This window comes from Streptomyces sp. NPDC050534 (assembly GCF_044457745.1).
GTDB lineage: Bacteria > Actinomycetota > Actinomycetes > Streptomycetales > Streptomycetaceae > Streptomyces.
The window spans coordinates 570,517-584,818 of record NZ_JBITHF010000001.1 but is presented as its reverse complement, the minus strand read 5'-3'; the positions used below and the strand labels follow the sequence as shown (position 1 = coordinate 584,818).

Genomic DNA, 14,302 nt, shown 5'->3' with positions numbered 1-14,302 from the left:
CTGTCTCCCGCATCCTACGGCGGACGTCGCCGCAGGCCACTGTGGGAGGATCCCGATATCCACTCGTACAACGTCGCACCCACAAGGAGCGTGCCCATGTCGTCGAATCCGGTCGCCGGGACCGTCGCCTCTCTGATGCCGAGAGCGCAGGCGGAGCTCGCCGAACTGGTGGCCTTCAGGTCGGTGGCGGACTTCGGCCAGTTCCCCAGGAGCGAGAGCGAGGGCGCCGCACGCTGGGTCGCCGACGCGCTCACCGCCGAGGGGTTCCAGGACGTCGCGCTGCTCGACACCCCCGACGGCACGCAGTCCGTCTACGGCTACCTGCCCGGACCGGAGGGCGCCAGGACCGTCCTGCTCTACGCCCACTACGACGTGCAGCCGCCGCTCGACGAGGCCGCCTGGACGACGCCGCCCTTCGAGCTGACCGAGCGGGACGGCCGCTGGTACGGGCGCGGGGCCGCCGACTGCAAGGGCGGCGTGATCATGCACCTGCTGGCGCTGCGCGCCCTCAAGGCCAACGGCGGTGTGCCCGTGCACATCAAGGTCATCGCCGAGGGTTCGGAGGAGATGGGCACGGGCGGCCTGGAGCGGTACGCCGAGGAGCACCCGGAGCTGCTCACCGCCGACACCATCGTGATCGGCGACGCGGGCAACTTCCGCGTCGGCCTGCCGACCGTGACCACCACCCTGCGCGGCATGACCCTGGTCCGCGTGCAGATCGACACCCTCGAAGGAAACCTGCACTCCGGCCAGTTCGGCGGCGCCGCCCCCGACGCGCTGGGCGCGCTGATCCGCGTACTCGACTCGCTGCGCGCGGAGGACGGCTCGACGACCGTTGACGGCCTGACCCCCGAATCCGGGTGGGAGGGCCTGCAGTACGACGAGGAGCAGTTCCGCCAGGACGCCAAGGTCCTCGACGGCGTGGGGCTCATCGGATCGGGCACGGTCGCCGACCGCATCTGGGCCCGTCCCGCCGTCACGGTCCTCGGCATCGACTGCCCGCCCGTCGTCGGCGCCACCCCGTCCGTGCAGGCGGGTGCCCGCGCGCTGGTCAGCCTGCGCGTCCCGCCGGGCGTCGACGCGGTCGAGGCGACCAAGCTGCTCCAGGCCCACCTGGAGGCCCGCACCCCGTGGGGCGCCCGGGTGCACACCGAGCAGATCGGCCAGGGCCAGGCGTTCAGCGCCGACACCACCAGCCCGGCGTACGCGGCGATGGCCGAGGCGATGTCGGTCGCCTACCCCGGCCAGGAGATGCAGTACGCCGGCCAGGGCGGCTCCATCCCGCTGTGCAACACCCTCGCCGCCCTGTACCCGCGCGCGGAGATCCTCCTGATCGGCCTGAGCGAGCCGGAGGCCCAGATCCACGCGGTGAACGAGAGCGTCTCCCCCGACGAGCTGGAGCGGCTGTCGGTCGCCGAGGCGCTGTTCCTGCAGAACTACGCCGCGAACTGACCGCGTTCCGCTGCCGGCCAAGGGCCCCGTCCTCGGACGGGGCCCTTGGCATCGCACGCGATCAGGACCACCGGTCACACGTGAACGGTTCGTGACCTGTCGGCCCGCCAGGCACGCCAGCACGATGGGGTTCTCAGCAAGGGGTGCGGCCGTCCGGGGGGCGGCCGCAGACGGAGGGACACCACCATGCGCAGGATCACGCGGGGCGCCGCCGCGCTCGCCATCACCGCCGCCGCCGTGACAGCGGTCGGCACCGGCTCGGCGCACGCGAGCGACAAGCCGGCCTACGGCTGTCCGGGCGGCGCGGTCTGCATCTACCCGGAGGCCACGCCCTACTGGAACAGCCGGCCGACGGACATCTTCTACAGTTACGGCGCCCACAACCTGAGCAACGAGTTCGGCAACCACTTCGTGCTGAACAACCAGTACGGCAGCGCCAACGCCACCGCCCAACTCTGCACCGGCTACAACGGTGTCAACTGCGTGGCCACCATCGCGCTGAACGCGTACGTCTACTACGACCTCACACCGATCAACTCGATCGTCCTGAACCGGCCGTAGCCGCCCGCCGGGACGGAGTTCCTTGCTGAGGCGCACCTGCCGCTCAGGACCGCGTCGCAGTCCCGCACCCCGCGTCGCCGGCCTTCCGCATGCGCGCTTCCATCGGCGTACTCCGGTCGTACGGGTCGACCTCCGCTCCGTCTCCCGGGGGCGACGAGGCGCGCTCCGCGCTGAACTTGGGGGTGAGGTAGCCGGTGAACGTGTCGCAGCCGCCGTTGGTGGTGTCCACCTTGTAGGAGACGAGGGAGAACGTACCCGGCTCGATGACCACCTTCGCCGGGTCGTCCCAACTCATCACGACCTCGCGGCGCACGATGGTGCGCGCGACCTCGTCGCTTCCCGCGGCAGCGCGTAGGACCGGGTACACGTACGTGACATCGGTGGTCACCTCGACCGCACCGCGCTCACCTTCTCGGTACGTGATCCGCCCTCGCGTCTTGACCACCTCCCCGACGAGCCGGACCTTCGTCTTCTCGAACCGGCTGAACAGCAGCAGGGGATCGTTCTTGCGGCTGGGCGAACGGAACGCTGTCGTCAGGTAGTCCTGGACATCCGACTGACGAGGGTTGATCAACGCGATCGCCTTTTCCGGCCGTTCGCCACGCAGCACAGCAGGATCCAGGCTGGACGCGGCGAGGAAGTCCCGGCTCTTCTCCAGCGCCTGTGCGACCTGCTTCTTGCTCATCCAGCCGGTCGCCCGTGCCCCGGGAAGGCCGATCCCAGCCGTCCCGTCGCCCCACTGAGCCGCGGGCGACCCCCTGAACGGCTGCTCCACAGTGGGTTGTTGGGCTGCCGCTTCCGTCGGCGGCGGTTGACTCGGACGCTTCGACTCCACGGCGAGGGGCGCACTCCCGCCACCCTCAGCCCCACCTCCGCCGCCGAACCATCCGGCCACCCGCCCCGGATCGAGCGCCACGACCGCCAGGGCGACCGCGACCAGACTTCTTTGCCGCCGGGCCGGTTGCCCACTCCGCCACGGCTCCTGCCGGCCGGTCTCCTCCCGCAGCCGCTGCGCCACCATCCGGGCCCGCGCCGACGGCTCCTCAGGCGCGCCCGCGGTCCCCGCCTCGGCTTCACGAAGGAAGCGCTCCCACTCTTCGTCCGGTATGGACGGCTCACCCTTCCCCACGAGGGACCCCACCCTTCTCACGCATCCGGCCCCTCCCCAGGACCGGTCCTCTTCCGCGCATCATCACACAGCTCAACGGGCGCCATGATCGCGGCCCGTTGGGCCCGGCAGGAGATGAATCGCAGTGCAGCGTCCAGTAGTTCGGAGAGCAGCGTCCGGACTGCCGCCGAACTCCACCTCCGGCGCCCATCCGGACACCGCCTTCGCCGCGAGTTACAGGAAACGCAGGTCCTGCACCGGGGCGCCCCCTTGCGGACCCGCTGAAGGGCACTGAACTGCACCGCCTCAAGGAGCCATGGCCGGGATCGAGGGCCGTTTCTTACCTTATGCCGACAACCTGCCCTGCCTTCCGGCCATCTCAAGGAGGGGCGCATGACGTGTGGGGGAACCGAGCGAGGCGACAAGAACCGAAAGTGAGAAAGCGTGTCGGCCATCAGCCAGCGGATACACCTGGTGCTGCTCACCGCATGGACCATCCTCTGGTTCGCCGTGGTCCAGCCGCACGGGGGGTTCTCCTGGCACTACCTGCGTACGGGCGGGGAGTTGCTCTACGCGGGCTCGGGCAGGGCGGACGGCGGCCTGAATCTGTATGCCCACCACCCCGAACTCCAGATGGGTCCCGTCAGCTTCCTCGCGGCGGGCCTGTTCAACCCTTTTCCCGAGTCCGTCGGGCAGTTGCTGGCCGCCGGCGTGATGTCCCTGCTCGGTCTGCTGATCCTGGTGGTGGCCGGACGCAGCGCCGCCTGGCATCTGCTGGGGACCGGCACCAACCACCAGCGACTGCGGCAGCGGGTGCTCATCGCCGGCTTGGCCTTCATCCCGATGTGGATCGAGGTCGCAGTCCGTTTCGGCCACCTCGACGACGTGCTGGCACTCTTCTTCACCGCCCTTGCCGTACGCGCTCTCACCCGCGGCAGTCCTGCCGCGACGGGCGCCTTCCTGGCCCTGGCCATGGACTCCAAGCCGACCGCGCTGGCCTTCCTGCCGCTGCTGCTCGCACTGCCGAAGGGGCAGAGACTGCGCGCGGGTCTGTGGTGCACGGCCCTGGTCGCGCTCGCCTGGCTGCCGTTCCTCCTCAGCGCCCCGCAGTCGTTGACCGCGGCCCAGTTCACCATTCCCAACCAGCCCGCGTCCGCGCTGCACTGGCTCGGCGTCGACGATCCGCGCACCCCGTCCTGGGACCGGCCCGCACAGGCCGCGTTGGGACTGGCGCTGGGGTGCGTCGCGGTCTGGCGAGGCCGCTGGCCCGCCGTCGTCCTGCTCGGCGCCAACGCCCGGATCGCCCTGGACCCCAGCGTCTACACGTACTACACCGCCTCCGTCCTGCTGGGCACACTGCTGTGGGATGTGATCGGGCAGCGGCGCCTGGTGCCCTGGTGGAGCTGGATCGGCCTGATCACCCTGTACGGCACGGTCTTCGTCGTTCCCGGTGACGCGGCCCGCGGCCTGATCCGCCTGGGCTTCGTCGTCGCCTCCACCGCATATGTCCTGCTCTGGCCGGTACGGGACCGGCGTCGGCGGCACTCCCGTTCCGGCAGCGGGCAGATGGGACCCGGTGAGGCCCTGGACGCGGCGAGGTGAACCACCTCGGCCGGGCTACCTCCCCTTCAGATGCGCGTCCAGGCGTGACAGCAGAGGCAGTGCCTTCGCGAGCGCTTCCCGCTCGTCGGGGGCGAGGGCCTCGGCGATCGCGGTGCCGAGCCAGTCCGCACGCCTGCGGCGCTCAGCGGCCAGCCGGTCGCTTCCGTCCGGCGTGAGGCGGAGCAGGAGCTTGCGCCCGTCACTGGGGTGGGCCTCGGCGCGCAAAAACCCTTGAGCGAGAAGGTCTTTGACCGCTCTGGCGGTCGACTGGTGACTCACGCCCCACTGGTGCGCGATGTCGGCGGTGGTCAGCGGGCCGCCGCGGTCCAGGTAGCCCAGGACGGCGGCCTCGCCGGAGGGCAGCGTGTCGGCGGCACGCACCGTGCGCACCAGCCGTCCGATGGTCAGGCGGAGTTCTTCGGCCAGCTGGTCGTCGTCCATGACATCAGCCTAGCCACTCTCACACCCAATCTGTACACCTGAACTGTGGAACTTAGGTGTACAGTTTTGTTGTAGAGAATCGCTCGGTCCGGGAAGGAACCACCGTGGAGCTCACCAAGCACGCCCATGCCTGCGTCACGATCGAGAAGGACGACACCCGCCTGGTCATCGACCCCGGCACCTTCACACCGGACGCGGCGGAAGCCGTCAGCCGGGCTCGGGCCGTCCTGATCACTCACGAACACTTCGACCACTTCGACGACAAGCTCATCGCCGCCGCTCTGCGGGCCCAGCCCGAACTGCGCGTCTACGGCACGGCCGCCGTCGCGGCCGCGCTGGGCAGCCATGACGGCCGCGTGCAGGCCGTCACCGCGGGCGACACCTTCACCGTCGGCTCCGTCGCCGTCGCCGTGCACGGCCACCGCCACGCCCCGATCCACGCCGACATCCCCTGCCCCGACAACGTCGGCTACCTCCTCGACGACGGAACCCTCTACCATCCCGGCGACGCCTACTTCGCGCCCGACGCTCCCGTGCACACCCTGCTCCTGCCGACCAGCGGGCCATGGACCAAGCTCGGCGAAGCCGCCGACTACGTCCGGGCGGTCAAACCCGAACGCGTCATCCAGATCCACGAACTCATGCTCAGTGACCTCGGCCAGACCTCCACCGCCCACCTTCTGGGCGAGAACGGTCTGACCGGTATCCCGATCAGCCGCGTCGAGCCCGGCACGACCGTCCGGCTGTAGGAGACCGCGCCGCGGGCAACGCCCCCTGCGTCATCAGGCGTTCTCGCGCTCGGCCCGCTGCCGGATCAGCTCCTCGACCGCGCTCGGCAGCGTCGTCTCGAAGTCGATCAGCTTCGCCCACGTCGGGGTCACCACGATCCGGACCATGCCGTCGTAGAGCGAGCGGACCTCGGCCTCCCAGTCGACGCGCTGTTCGGGCGTCATCTCGTACGAGCCGTTGATCTGGAGATACTCGTCCGGGATGCCGTCGACGACGTCCAGTTCGGCGCGGCCCCGGATCAGCAGGATCTTGGGCGGGTGCACCTCGGTGTCGATCGTCAGGGCGACCATCGGGTTCTCGCGCAGCGCCGGAAGCTTCGGCGCGTTCTTCGTGGTGCACATGACGATCTCGGAACCGTTCCAGGTGAACGCGATCGGAACGTTCCGGGGCGTGCCGTCCTTGGCCACGTATGCCAGCCGGACCACATCGCGGGCCAACAGGTCCCGACTGACAGGCCGGTCCAGAATCTCGGTGATCTCACTCGCGCGCATAGCCGTCCCTCCAGGGTCGTTGTCGTGATCCGCACCAGGGACGGAGCCGCCGGAGCATTCTCGACATCCGCCGACCCCCGAGTTCCCACACTTCGCCTCCACCAGCGGCTACCCCGGCCGGGCGAGGGGGGCAGGTCCTCAGCCGAATGCCCCCGCCCACGCGGTGCGCCCGACCGCGGCCCGCTCACCCACCATGATCACACTCTCAACCGGCCGCTGACCGGTCACCTCAGGCAGGGGGCTTTCCCGGAGCCGCGGCCGTTCCGGTGAGGGTGACGAGCGCGGCGACGCCGGTCACCTTGAGAGCCTCGGCACGGGCGTCGGTGATCAGGGCCCCGTCGAAGAGGTCGAGGACCAGTCCGGACGCCTCGAAGACGGCGGAGCCCTCCAGTACGACCGCGAGCAGCGTCGTCTCGGCCGGAGCGGAGACCGCCACCCGGTCGCGTACGATCTCGACCTGCGCGGTGGCCCGTCCGCGCCGGACCATCACGTTGAAATCGACGAGCCGGCCGCCGAGCAGCCGGCAGTCGGTGGTGGCCTCTCCCGGGAAGGGAAAGGGAACGTACCGCTCGGCCACGGTGTGGGAGGTGCCGTCGACGGTCAGCACCATGCCGGGGCCGTCGACCAGGGTGATGATCCGGTCGACACCTTCGAAGCGGGAGAACGGACCGGGCTCGGCCACGTCGGCGAGACTGACCCGCCACGTGAAGTCCGACATCCCCGCCTGGCTGGGGGCCGAGGCGACCTCGCGGGTCAGCCCGCCCCCGTTCTTCCATGGCACGGCCGGGCGCTCGTCCGCTCTCAGCACGCGCACCGTCATCTCACACTCCTTCTCGTCCAAACTCGAAAGTCGCGTCGCCGGCCGCGTCTTCGTTCCACGCGGCGAGGGCCTCCCAGGATAGGTAGGCCCGGCAGGTGGGGCGTGAGGAACGTCGCCGTCCCTACCCGACGCACAGTCGGAACTCATCGGGGAGTCCCGACGCACAGTCGGAACTCCCCGGGGAGTCGGCGCCCGTCAGCTACGGGATCATTCGAGTTCCCGCTGTCTGGCGGCCAGCGCCCTCGCCAGCACCTTCGCCCGGTAGGGGTTCGCCGTGCCGAGGGCCTTCGCCACTTCCACGGCCTCGTCCAACAGGGCCAGCCGCCGCTCGGGCAACTCCCGCACCAGGGGTGAGCCGCTCTCCTCCACCAGGACGTACGCCAGCTTCGATCCGTACACCTCCGGCTCGACCTGCGTCAGAAGACGGTAGATCCACAGCCCCTCGACACCCCGCACCACCCGCCGGTTTGCACTGAGCAGCCTGACCCTCGCCGCCACAACCATGTCCCGATCCATCGATCCCCTTCGTCCCATCCACCCCGACCGGCGCATGTCACACGGCGAGACAGCACGGCGAACGCACCGGCAGCCGATGACGGATGCCGGCACGTTGGCCGGAGAGTGGATGACGACGAGTCTGCGGGCACGGCACTCCCCGCAGCAAGGCCGAACGGACGTGCGCTGCGTCCTACCGAAAGCGTCTGCGACCAGGCATGATGGACCTGACACTCGCTCAAGCCCCGTCCGCAGCACACGAGACGTCCCGACGGGAAGCCGCGTGCGGCGCCGGAGAGCTCGGTGTCCATACGGCGTTCCGATCACGGCGGTGACCACGCCCGCGCCCAGTTTCGTCCCCGGCGCCGAGCGTCAGGGTGCCGGCGCGGGGGCGCTGGAGACGAGCCAGGGTGCGCAGCAAGGTCGACTTACCGCTGCCGTTGGGGCCCACCAGGGCGATGACATCGCCGGGCCGGAGGGTGATCGCCGCATCGTGCACCACCTCCGTTCCGTCGTACGCCACGGTCACGTCCCGGGCGCACAGTTCATGACCGCGTACGGGGTGGACCTCGACTGCCTCATCACCGGAGCTCGCGAAAGTAAGGGTAGCCTAACCTTGCTACTGTCGATCATTCCGGATTCGACTTCTTAGCTGAGGAGCCCGTCGCGCCATGGCGAAGATCCACCGGCTCACGCCGCAGCAGCCCAGGATGTTCTGCGCCTACGTCCTGCGCACCGAACGTGTCTCACCGTCCATGCACCGCGTCACCGTCACCGGACCGGAGCTCGGCGACTTCCCCTGGCAGGGTTACGACCACTGGTTCCGCCTCTTCCTCCAGCTGCCCCACCAACACAGCCTGCGGCTCCCGGAGTTCACCGGTGCACGGTGGTGGCAGCCGTACCTGGCCATTCCCGAGACGGAGCGGCCGCACTGCGCCAACTACACCGTGGCCGGCTTCCGGCCCGGGGCGGCGGAGATGGACATCGACTTCGTCGTCCACCGCGGGCCCGACGGTGAGGTCGAGGGCGGAGCGGCGATCTGGGCCTGCCGCGCCCGCCGCGGCGACGCGCTCGCCGTTCTGGACCAGGGTGTTCTCTTCGATTGCCCGCCGGACGCCTCCGAGGTCGTCATCGTCGCCGACGAGACCGGACTGCCCGCCACCACGGGCATCCTGCGCTCGCTGCCTCGCGGCTCCGTCGGCCGGCTCATCCAGGAGGTGCCCACCGCGGGCGACCGGCGCGCCCTGGACGTCCCTCCCGGAATCGCCGTCACCTGGGTCGTACGCGACAACGCGTCCGTGGCCGGCTCCGCCGCGCTCGCCGAACTGCTGCGGCTCACCTCCGTCGACGCCGCCGGGTACGCCTTCGTCGTCGGAGAGTCCACCCTGGCCGCGGAGGGGCGCAGGCATCTGCACCGGCTGGGGCTGCCCAAGGAACGCATCACGTTCTCGGGCTTCTGGCGCCACGAGACCTCGCAGGCCGCCTGACGGTGCCGGCCACCTCGCAACCCCTCGGTCGCGTGAACCACCGACCCCGCCGAAACGCCTCACCGCACGGCCCCTAATATCGATTCGCATTCTCCGACGGACACTGATCGACCTCTCGCCCGTGCCCGCCGCCGAACGCTCAGCACTCAACACGACACGACGACGTCCACCGCATGGCGATGGAGTCAGGCATCGAGAAGAGGAACGTTCATGCGCGCCCGGAGCATCGGCGTGGCCACCGCAGCAGCACTGGCTGTGGTGGCCGGCCGCGATCTCGTCCAGAAGAAGCACGCACTGCTCCGGAATTTTCCGCTGATCGGGCACGCCCGGTACCTGCTGGAGACGATCGGGCCGGAGCTGCGGCAGTACATCGTGACCTCCAACGAGGAGGAGCGCCCGTTCAGCCGTGACCAGCGCACCTGGATCTACGCGTCGGCGAAGGGCGAGAACAACTACTTCGGGTTCGGCACCGACGTCGACGTCGAGCACACGCAGGGCCACGCGTACCTGAAGCAGCGCACCTTCGCCGGCACCCTGCCCGACGTGCACGACCCGCAGGCCCCGCTGCCGTCGGCCAAGGTGCTGGGCGGGCCACGCGGGCGCGCCAAGGCGTTCCGGCCGGCGAGCGTGGTGAACATCTCCGCGATGAGTTTCGGCTCGCTCTCGGGCGCGGCGATCACGGCGCTCAACAAGGGGGCGGCGCTGGCGGGCACGATGCAGAACACGGGCGAGGGCGGCCTGTCGCCGTACCACCGCAACGGCGGTGATCTCGTTCTTCAGATCGGCACGTCGTACTTCGGCTGCCGCAACGAGGACGGCAGCTTCAACCTCGACAAGCTCAAGGACGTGGTGGCCGGCGCCCCGGTCAAGGCGATAGAGATCAAGCTCTCCCAGGGCGCCAAGCCAGGACTCGGCGGATTGCTGCCGGGCGCGAAGGTGACCCAGGAGATCGCCGAGATCCGCGGCATCCCGGCCGGCCAGGACTGCGCCTCCCCTTCGCGGCACACGGCGTTCAGTGATGTCGACTCGATGCTCGACTTCGTCGAGCTGCTCGCCACCGAGACCGGTGTTCCGGTCGGGGTCAAGAGCGCCGTGGGAGAGATGGACTTCTGGCAGGAGCTGGCCAGGCTGATGGCACGTGGTGACCGTGGCGTCGACTTCGTGACCGTCGACGGCGGCGAGGGCGGCACCGGAGCGGCGCCGCTGATCTTCACCGACTCGGTGTCGCTGCCGTTCCGGATGGGCTTCTCCCGGGTCTACAGCACCTTCGCCGAACTGGGTCTGACCGATGACCTGACCTTCATCGGCTCCGGCAAGCTCGGCCTGCCCGAGAACGCCGCCGTCGCCTTCGCCCTGGGTGCCGACATGATCAACGTGGCCCGCGAGGCGATGCTCTCGATCGGCTGCATCCAGTCGCAGAAGTGCCACACCGACAAGTGCCCGACCGGCATCGCCACGCAGAACCAGTGGCTGGCCCGGGGCGTCGATCCGACCTCCAAGGCCACCCGTGCCGCTGTCTACCTGCGCACCCTGCGCAAGGAGCTGACGAAGGTCTCGGCGGCGCTCGGCGTCGCCCACCCGGCACTGATCACAGCCACCGACATCGAGATCCTGAACGGCGACTACGACGCCCGCACCCTGGCCAGCGTCTACGGCTACAAGGACGGGTGGGGCGAGATCGGCCCGCACCTCGCCGAGGGGATCACCGCACTGCTGGCCACCAAGCCGGCCGCCGCCCAGGAGCCGGTTGCCTGACGCGCCTGCCGGAAGGCGACACGGCGCCCCGGTGCGGACACGCGGGTACGGCACTTCGCCGATCGGCAGACACGCACCGGCTGTCACCCTGACCATGGAGGTCATGTCCTCCGCCGCGCGCCGCTCCGCCCACACCGACCTCGCCACCTCCCTGGGGCTCCTCAGCGACAGCGAACTGGCGGACCTCCTGGCGAAGGGGACGCCCGCCGGCGTCGGTATCGGGGGGCGCTCGGTGCTGATCGACGTGGACGGTCACCGGGTGTTCGTGAAGAGGGTGCCGCTCACGGACGTCGAGCGGCTACCCGGGAACACGGGCTCCACGGCGAACGTCTTCGAGCTGCCGTCCTTCTGCCACTACGGCATCGGGGGCCCGGGCTTCGGGGCCTGGCGCGAGCTGGCCGCGCACACGATGACGACGAACTGGGTGCTGGCCGACCGTTTCCCGGGCTTCCCGCTGATGCATCACTGGCGGATCCTGCCGGACGCCGTGCAGCCGCTCCCCGACGAACTGGCCGACGTGGAGGAGGTGGTGGCGTACTGGGGCGGCGCCTCGCAGGTGCGCGAGCGCATCGAGGCCCTGCGCACGGCCTCGGCGAGCCTCACCCTCTTCCTGGAGTACTTTCCGCACACCCTGCACGACTGGCTCGACACCCAGCTGCGCACCGGTGACCCGGAACGGACCTGCGCACGGGTGGAGAAGTGGCTGGGCTCACTGGCCTCCTTCCTCCACGACCGTCAACTCCTGCACTGCGACGCTCACTTCCAGAACGTGCTCACCGACGGCGAGGAGTTCTGCCTCTCCGACTACGGCCTCGCGCTCAGCCCCCGGTTCCGGCTCAGCCGGCAGGAGCGCGTCTTCTTCGACCGGCATCGCGACTACGACCTCGTCTACACGCGGGCGCACCTGGTGAACTGGCTCGTCACGGCCCTGTACGGCTACGACCGTCAGGAGCGCGAGGCTTTCGTGCGGGCCTGCGCGATCGGCGCGCGCGTGGACGGCGTCCCCAGGACCGCCGCGGCGATCATCACCCGGGACGCCCCGCTGACCGCCGTACTGAACCGCTTCTTCGCCCGGCTGCGGCAGGAGAGCAGGCAGACCGCCTACCCGTACGAGGAACTGCGGTTGGCCTACAACAGCTCGACGCTCTCCGCGTAGTGGCAGGCGACCGGGTTGCCGCCGCCCCGGTCGATCAGCGCGGGTACGTCGTCGACGCAGGCGGTGCGTTCGCTCTCCGTCAGCTCGTTGGCGAACTTGGGGCAGCGGGTGCGGAAGCGGCAGCCGCTGGGCGGGCGGACCGGACTGGGGACGTCGCCCTGGACGAGGATGCGTTTGCGGGCGCGCTCCTTGCGCGGGTCCGGGAGCGGGATGGCCGAGACGAGGGCCTGGGTGTACGGGTGCGCGGGGGCGGCGAACAGGCGGCGGGCGGGGGCGATCTCGACCAGCCTGCCCAGGTACATGACCGCCACCCGGCCGGCGACATGTCGCATCACCGACAGGTCGTGGGCGACGAACAGGAACGACAGACCCAGCTCGCTCTGCAGGTCCATCAGCAGGTTCAGGACGCCCGCCTGGATCGACACGTCGAGCGCCGAGACCGGCTCGTCCAGCACGATCACCTTGGGGCGCAGGGCCAGCGCCCGCGCGATGCCGATGCGCTGGCGCTGGCCGCCGGAGAACTCGTGGGCGTAGCGGTTGCCGTGCTCGGGGTTGAGGCCGACCAGCCGCAGCAGCTCGCGCACCTCGTCGGCGCCGCCGGCGTCGTAGCGGCCGTGGATGCGCAGCGGTTCGGCGACGATCTCGTGGACGGACATGCGCGGGTCGAGGGAGGCGTACGGGTCCTGGAACACGATCTGGAGCTCGCGGCGCAGCGGCCGCATGCGGCGCCGGGTCAGGGCGGTGAGTTCGTGGCCGCCGTAGCGGACCTGGCCGGAGGTCGCGGTCTGCAGGCCCAGGATGGTGCGCGCGGTGGTCGTCTTGCCGGAGCCGGACTCGCCGACCAGGCCGAGGGTCTCGTGCTCGAACAGGTCGAAGGAGACCCCGCACACCGCGTGCACGTCGCCGATGCGGCGGCGTACGAGGCCGCGGGACATGACCGGGAAGTGCTTGACGAGGTCGCGTACCTGGAGGACCGGCGTGCCGGTACCGCCGTGCCCGGGCAGCGGGGGCAGCGGTGCGGCGGCGGCCTGGGCGGGGGCGCTCATGCGGAGTCCTCCTCGGCGTCCGGCGAAGCGGCGGTGTCGGCGAAGCGGGCCAGGGCCTCGGAGTCGGCGCCGACCACGTCGAAGACCTCCGCGGCGCCGGTGTCGACGAGTTCGTCGGCGAAGTGGCAGGCGCTGAGGTGCAGGTCGTGCCCGGCCTTGCGCAACTCCGGTTCCGTGCTGTCGCACACGTCGCGGCGCATGGGGCAGCGCGGCGCGAAGGGGCAGCCGGGCGGCAGATTCAGCAGGGACGGCGGGGAGCCGCCGATCGGGGTGAGGCGTGCCTCCTCGCGGTCCATCCGGGGCAGCGAGCCGAGCAGGCCGAGGGTGTAGGGCATGCGCGGGGTGTAGAAGATGTCCTCCACCGAGCCGGCCTCCACGATCCGGCCCGCGTACATGACGGAGACCCGGTCGCAGTGTCCGGCGACCACACCGAGGTCGTGGGTGATGAGCACGAGGGCGGCGCCGGTCTCGGCGCGGGCGGTCTCCAGGGCGTCGAGGATCTGCGCCTGCACGGTGACGTCGAGGGCGGTGGTCGGCTCGTCGGCGATGATCACGTCGGGGTCGTTGGCCATGGCGATGGCGATGACGACGCGCTGGCGCATACCGCCGGAGAGTTCGTGCGGGTAGTTGTCGACGCGCCGCTCCGGGCTGGGGATGCCGACGGTGCCGAGGAGGTCGACGGCGCGCTCGCGGGCGCCGTGGGACTTCAGGGCGGGGTCGTGGCGTTGCAGCGTCTCCGCGATCTGATAGCCCACGGAGTAGACCGGGTTGAGCGAGGTCATCGGGTCCTGGAAGATCATCGCGATGCCGCTGCCGCGCAGGTCCGACAGGCGCGCGTCGGACAGGCCGAGCAGTTCCGTCCCCTCGAAGCGGACCGAGCCGCGCACGCGGGCCGAGGTCGGCAGCAGCCCCATCACGGCGAGCGCGGTGACCGACTTGCCGGAGCCGGACTCGCCGACGATGCCGAGCGAGTCGCCGCGGTCGAGGCGGTAGCCGACGCCGCGTACGGCCCGTACGAGACCGTCCTCGGTGGGGAACTCGACGCCGAGGTCCTCCACTTCGAGGACCGCGCCCGACTCCTCGCCCTTGCCCATGACCG

The 14,302-nt window shown here is 70.3% G+C and carries 15 protein-coding genes; 7 read left to right on the top strand and 8 right to left on the bottom strand.

Going from position 1 to position 14,302, the window contains the following annotated elements; all coding sequences use genetic code 11:
• Positions 1-96 precede the first annotated feature (96 nt).
• Together ACIBN2_RS02625 and ACIBN2_RS02620 are read left to right on the top strand one after the other, a co-directional pair.
• The gene (locus ACIBN2_RS02625; protein WP_399132263.1) at positions 97-1,452 is read left to right on the top strand and encodes a dipeptidase; all 1,356 of its coding nucleotides are present in this window, start codon (positions 97-99) and stop codon (positions 1,450-1,452) included.
• A 186-nt stretch (positions 1,453-1,638) separates the two neighbouring features.
• Positions 1,639-2,013 (top strand): hypothetical protein, encoded by a 375-nt coding sequence (locus ACIBN2_RS02620; protein WP_399132262.1) that lies wholly within the window; start codon positions 1,639-1,641, stop codon positions 2,011-2,013.
• Positions 2,014-2,056: 43 nt separating this feature from the next.
• Here ACIBN2_RS02620 and ACIBN2_RS02615 read toward each other — a convergent pair whose 3' ends face one another.
• The gene (locus tag ACIBN2_RS02615) at positions 2,057-3,142 is read right to left on the bottom strand and encodes a hypothetical protein (protein WP_399132261.1); all 1,086 of its coding nucleotides are present in this window, start codon (positions 3,140-3,142) and stop codon (positions 2,057-2,059) included.
• A gap of 423 nt (positions 3,143-3,565) precedes the next feature.
• Here ACIBN2_RS02615 and ACIBN2_RS02610 point away from each other — a divergent pair, with 423 nt between their 5' ends.
• Complete coding sequence (locus ACIBN2_RS02610) at positions 3,566-4,723, top strand: hypothetical protein (protein WP_399132260.1); 1,158 nt, start codon at positions 3,566-3,568, stop codon at positions 4,721-4,723.
• A gap of 15 nt (positions 4,724-4,738) precedes the next feature.
• Here ACIBN2_RS02610 and ACIBN2_RS02605 read toward each other — a convergent pair whose 3' ends face one another.
• Positions 4,739-5,164: a MarR family winged helix-turn-helix transcriptional regulator gene (locus ACIBN2_RS02605; RefSeq protein ID WP_399132259.1), complete on the bottom strand. Its 426-nt coding sequence runs from the start codon at positions 5,162-5,164 to the stop codon at positions 4,739-4,741.
• A 104-nt stretch (positions 5,165-5,268) separates the two neighbouring features.
• Between ACIBN2_RS02605 and ACIBN2_RS02600 the strand changes: the two genes are divergently transcribed.
• Positions 5,269-5,913, top strand: a complete 645-nt coding sequence (locus tag ACIBN2_RS02600) for an MBL fold metallo-hydrolase (protein WP_399132258.1) — start codon at positions 5,269-5,271, stop codon at positions 5,911-5,913.
• A 33-nt stretch (positions 5,914-5,946) separates the two neighbouring features.
• Here ACIBN2_RS02600 and ACIBN2_RS02595 read toward each other — a convergent pair whose 3' ends face one another.
• From ACIBN2_RS02595 to ACIBN2_RS02580, 4 genes are all read right to left on the bottom strand, one after another.
• Positions 5,947-6,444: a pyridoxamine 5'-phosphate oxidase family protein gene (locus tag ACIBN2_RS02595; protein WP_399132257.1), complete on the bottom strand. Its 498-nt coding sequence runs from the start codon at positions 6,442-6,444 to the stop codon at positions 5,947-5,949.
• Between the two features lie 229 nt (positions 6,445-6,673).
• Positions 6,674-7,264: a HutD family protein gene (locus ACIBN2_RS02590; RefSeq protein ID WP_399132256.1), complete on the bottom strand. Its 591-nt coding sequence runs from the start codon at positions 7,262-7,264 to the stop codon at positions 6,674-6,676.
• Positions 7,265-7,471: 207 nt separating this feature from the next.
• Positions 7,472-7,768 (bottom strand): hypothetical protein, encoded by a 297-nt coding sequence (locus ACIBN2_RS02585; RefSeq protein WP_399132255.1) that lies wholly within the window; start codon positions 7,766-7,768, stop codon positions 7,472-7,474.
• Positions 7,769-7,997: 229 nt separating this feature from the next.
• A complete protein-coding gene (locus ACIBN2_RS02580) occupies positions 7,998-8,210 on the bottom strand; it encodes an ATP-binding cassette domain-containing protein (protein ID WP_399132869.1) in 213 nt (70 codons plus the stop codon).
• 220 nt (positions 8,211-8,430) lie between these two features.
• Between ACIBN2_RS02580 and ACIBN2_RS02575 the strand changes: the two genes are divergently transcribed.
• The 3 genes from ACIBN2_RS02575 to ACIBN2_RS02565 all read left to right on the top strand — a co-directional run bounded on the left by ACIBN2_RS02575 (position 8,431) and on the right by ACIBN2_RS02565 (position 12,157).
• On the top strand, positions 8,431-9,246 hold the full coding sequence (locus tag ACIBN2_RS02575; RefSeq protein ID WP_399132254.1) for a siderophore-interacting protein: 816 nt from the start codon (positions 8,431-8,433) through the stop codon (positions 9,244-9,246).
• Positions 9,247-9,456: 210 nt separating this feature from the next.
• Positions 9,457-11,001 (top strand): FMN-binding glutamate synthase family protein, encoded by a 1,545-nt coding sequence (locus ACIBN2_RS02570; protein WP_399132253.1) that lies wholly within the window; start codon positions 9,457-9,459, stop codon positions 10,999-11,001.
• A gap of 103 nt (positions 11,002-11,104) precedes the next feature.
• Positions 11,105-12,157 carry a protein kinase family protein gene (locus ACIBN2_RS02565; protein ID WP_399132252.1) on the top strand — a complete coding sequence of 351 codons (1,053 nt, stop codon included), beginning with the start codon at positions 11,105-11,107 and terminating at the stop codon, positions 12,155-12,157.
• Here the strand turns inward: ACIBN2_RS02565 and ACIBN2_RS02560 are convergent.
• A complete protein-coding gene (locus tag ACIBN2_RS02560) occupies positions 12,130-13,203 on the bottom strand; it encodes an ABC transporter ATP-binding protein (RefSeq protein ID WP_399132251.1) in 1,074 nt (357 codons plus the stop codon). The two genes, ACIBN2_RS02565 and ACIBN2_RS02560, sit on opposite strands and share 28 nt — an antisense overlap.
• Positions 13,200-14,297, bottom strand: a complete 1,098-nt coding sequence (locus ACIBN2_RS02555) for an ABC transporter ATP-binding protein (protein WP_399132250.1) — start codon at positions 14,295-14,297, stop codon at positions 13,200-13,202. The genes ACIBN2_RS02560 and ACIBN2_RS02555 overlap by 4 nt, the downstream gene beginning before the upstream one ends.
• Between the last annotated feature and the right edge of the window lie 5 nt (positions 14,298-14,302).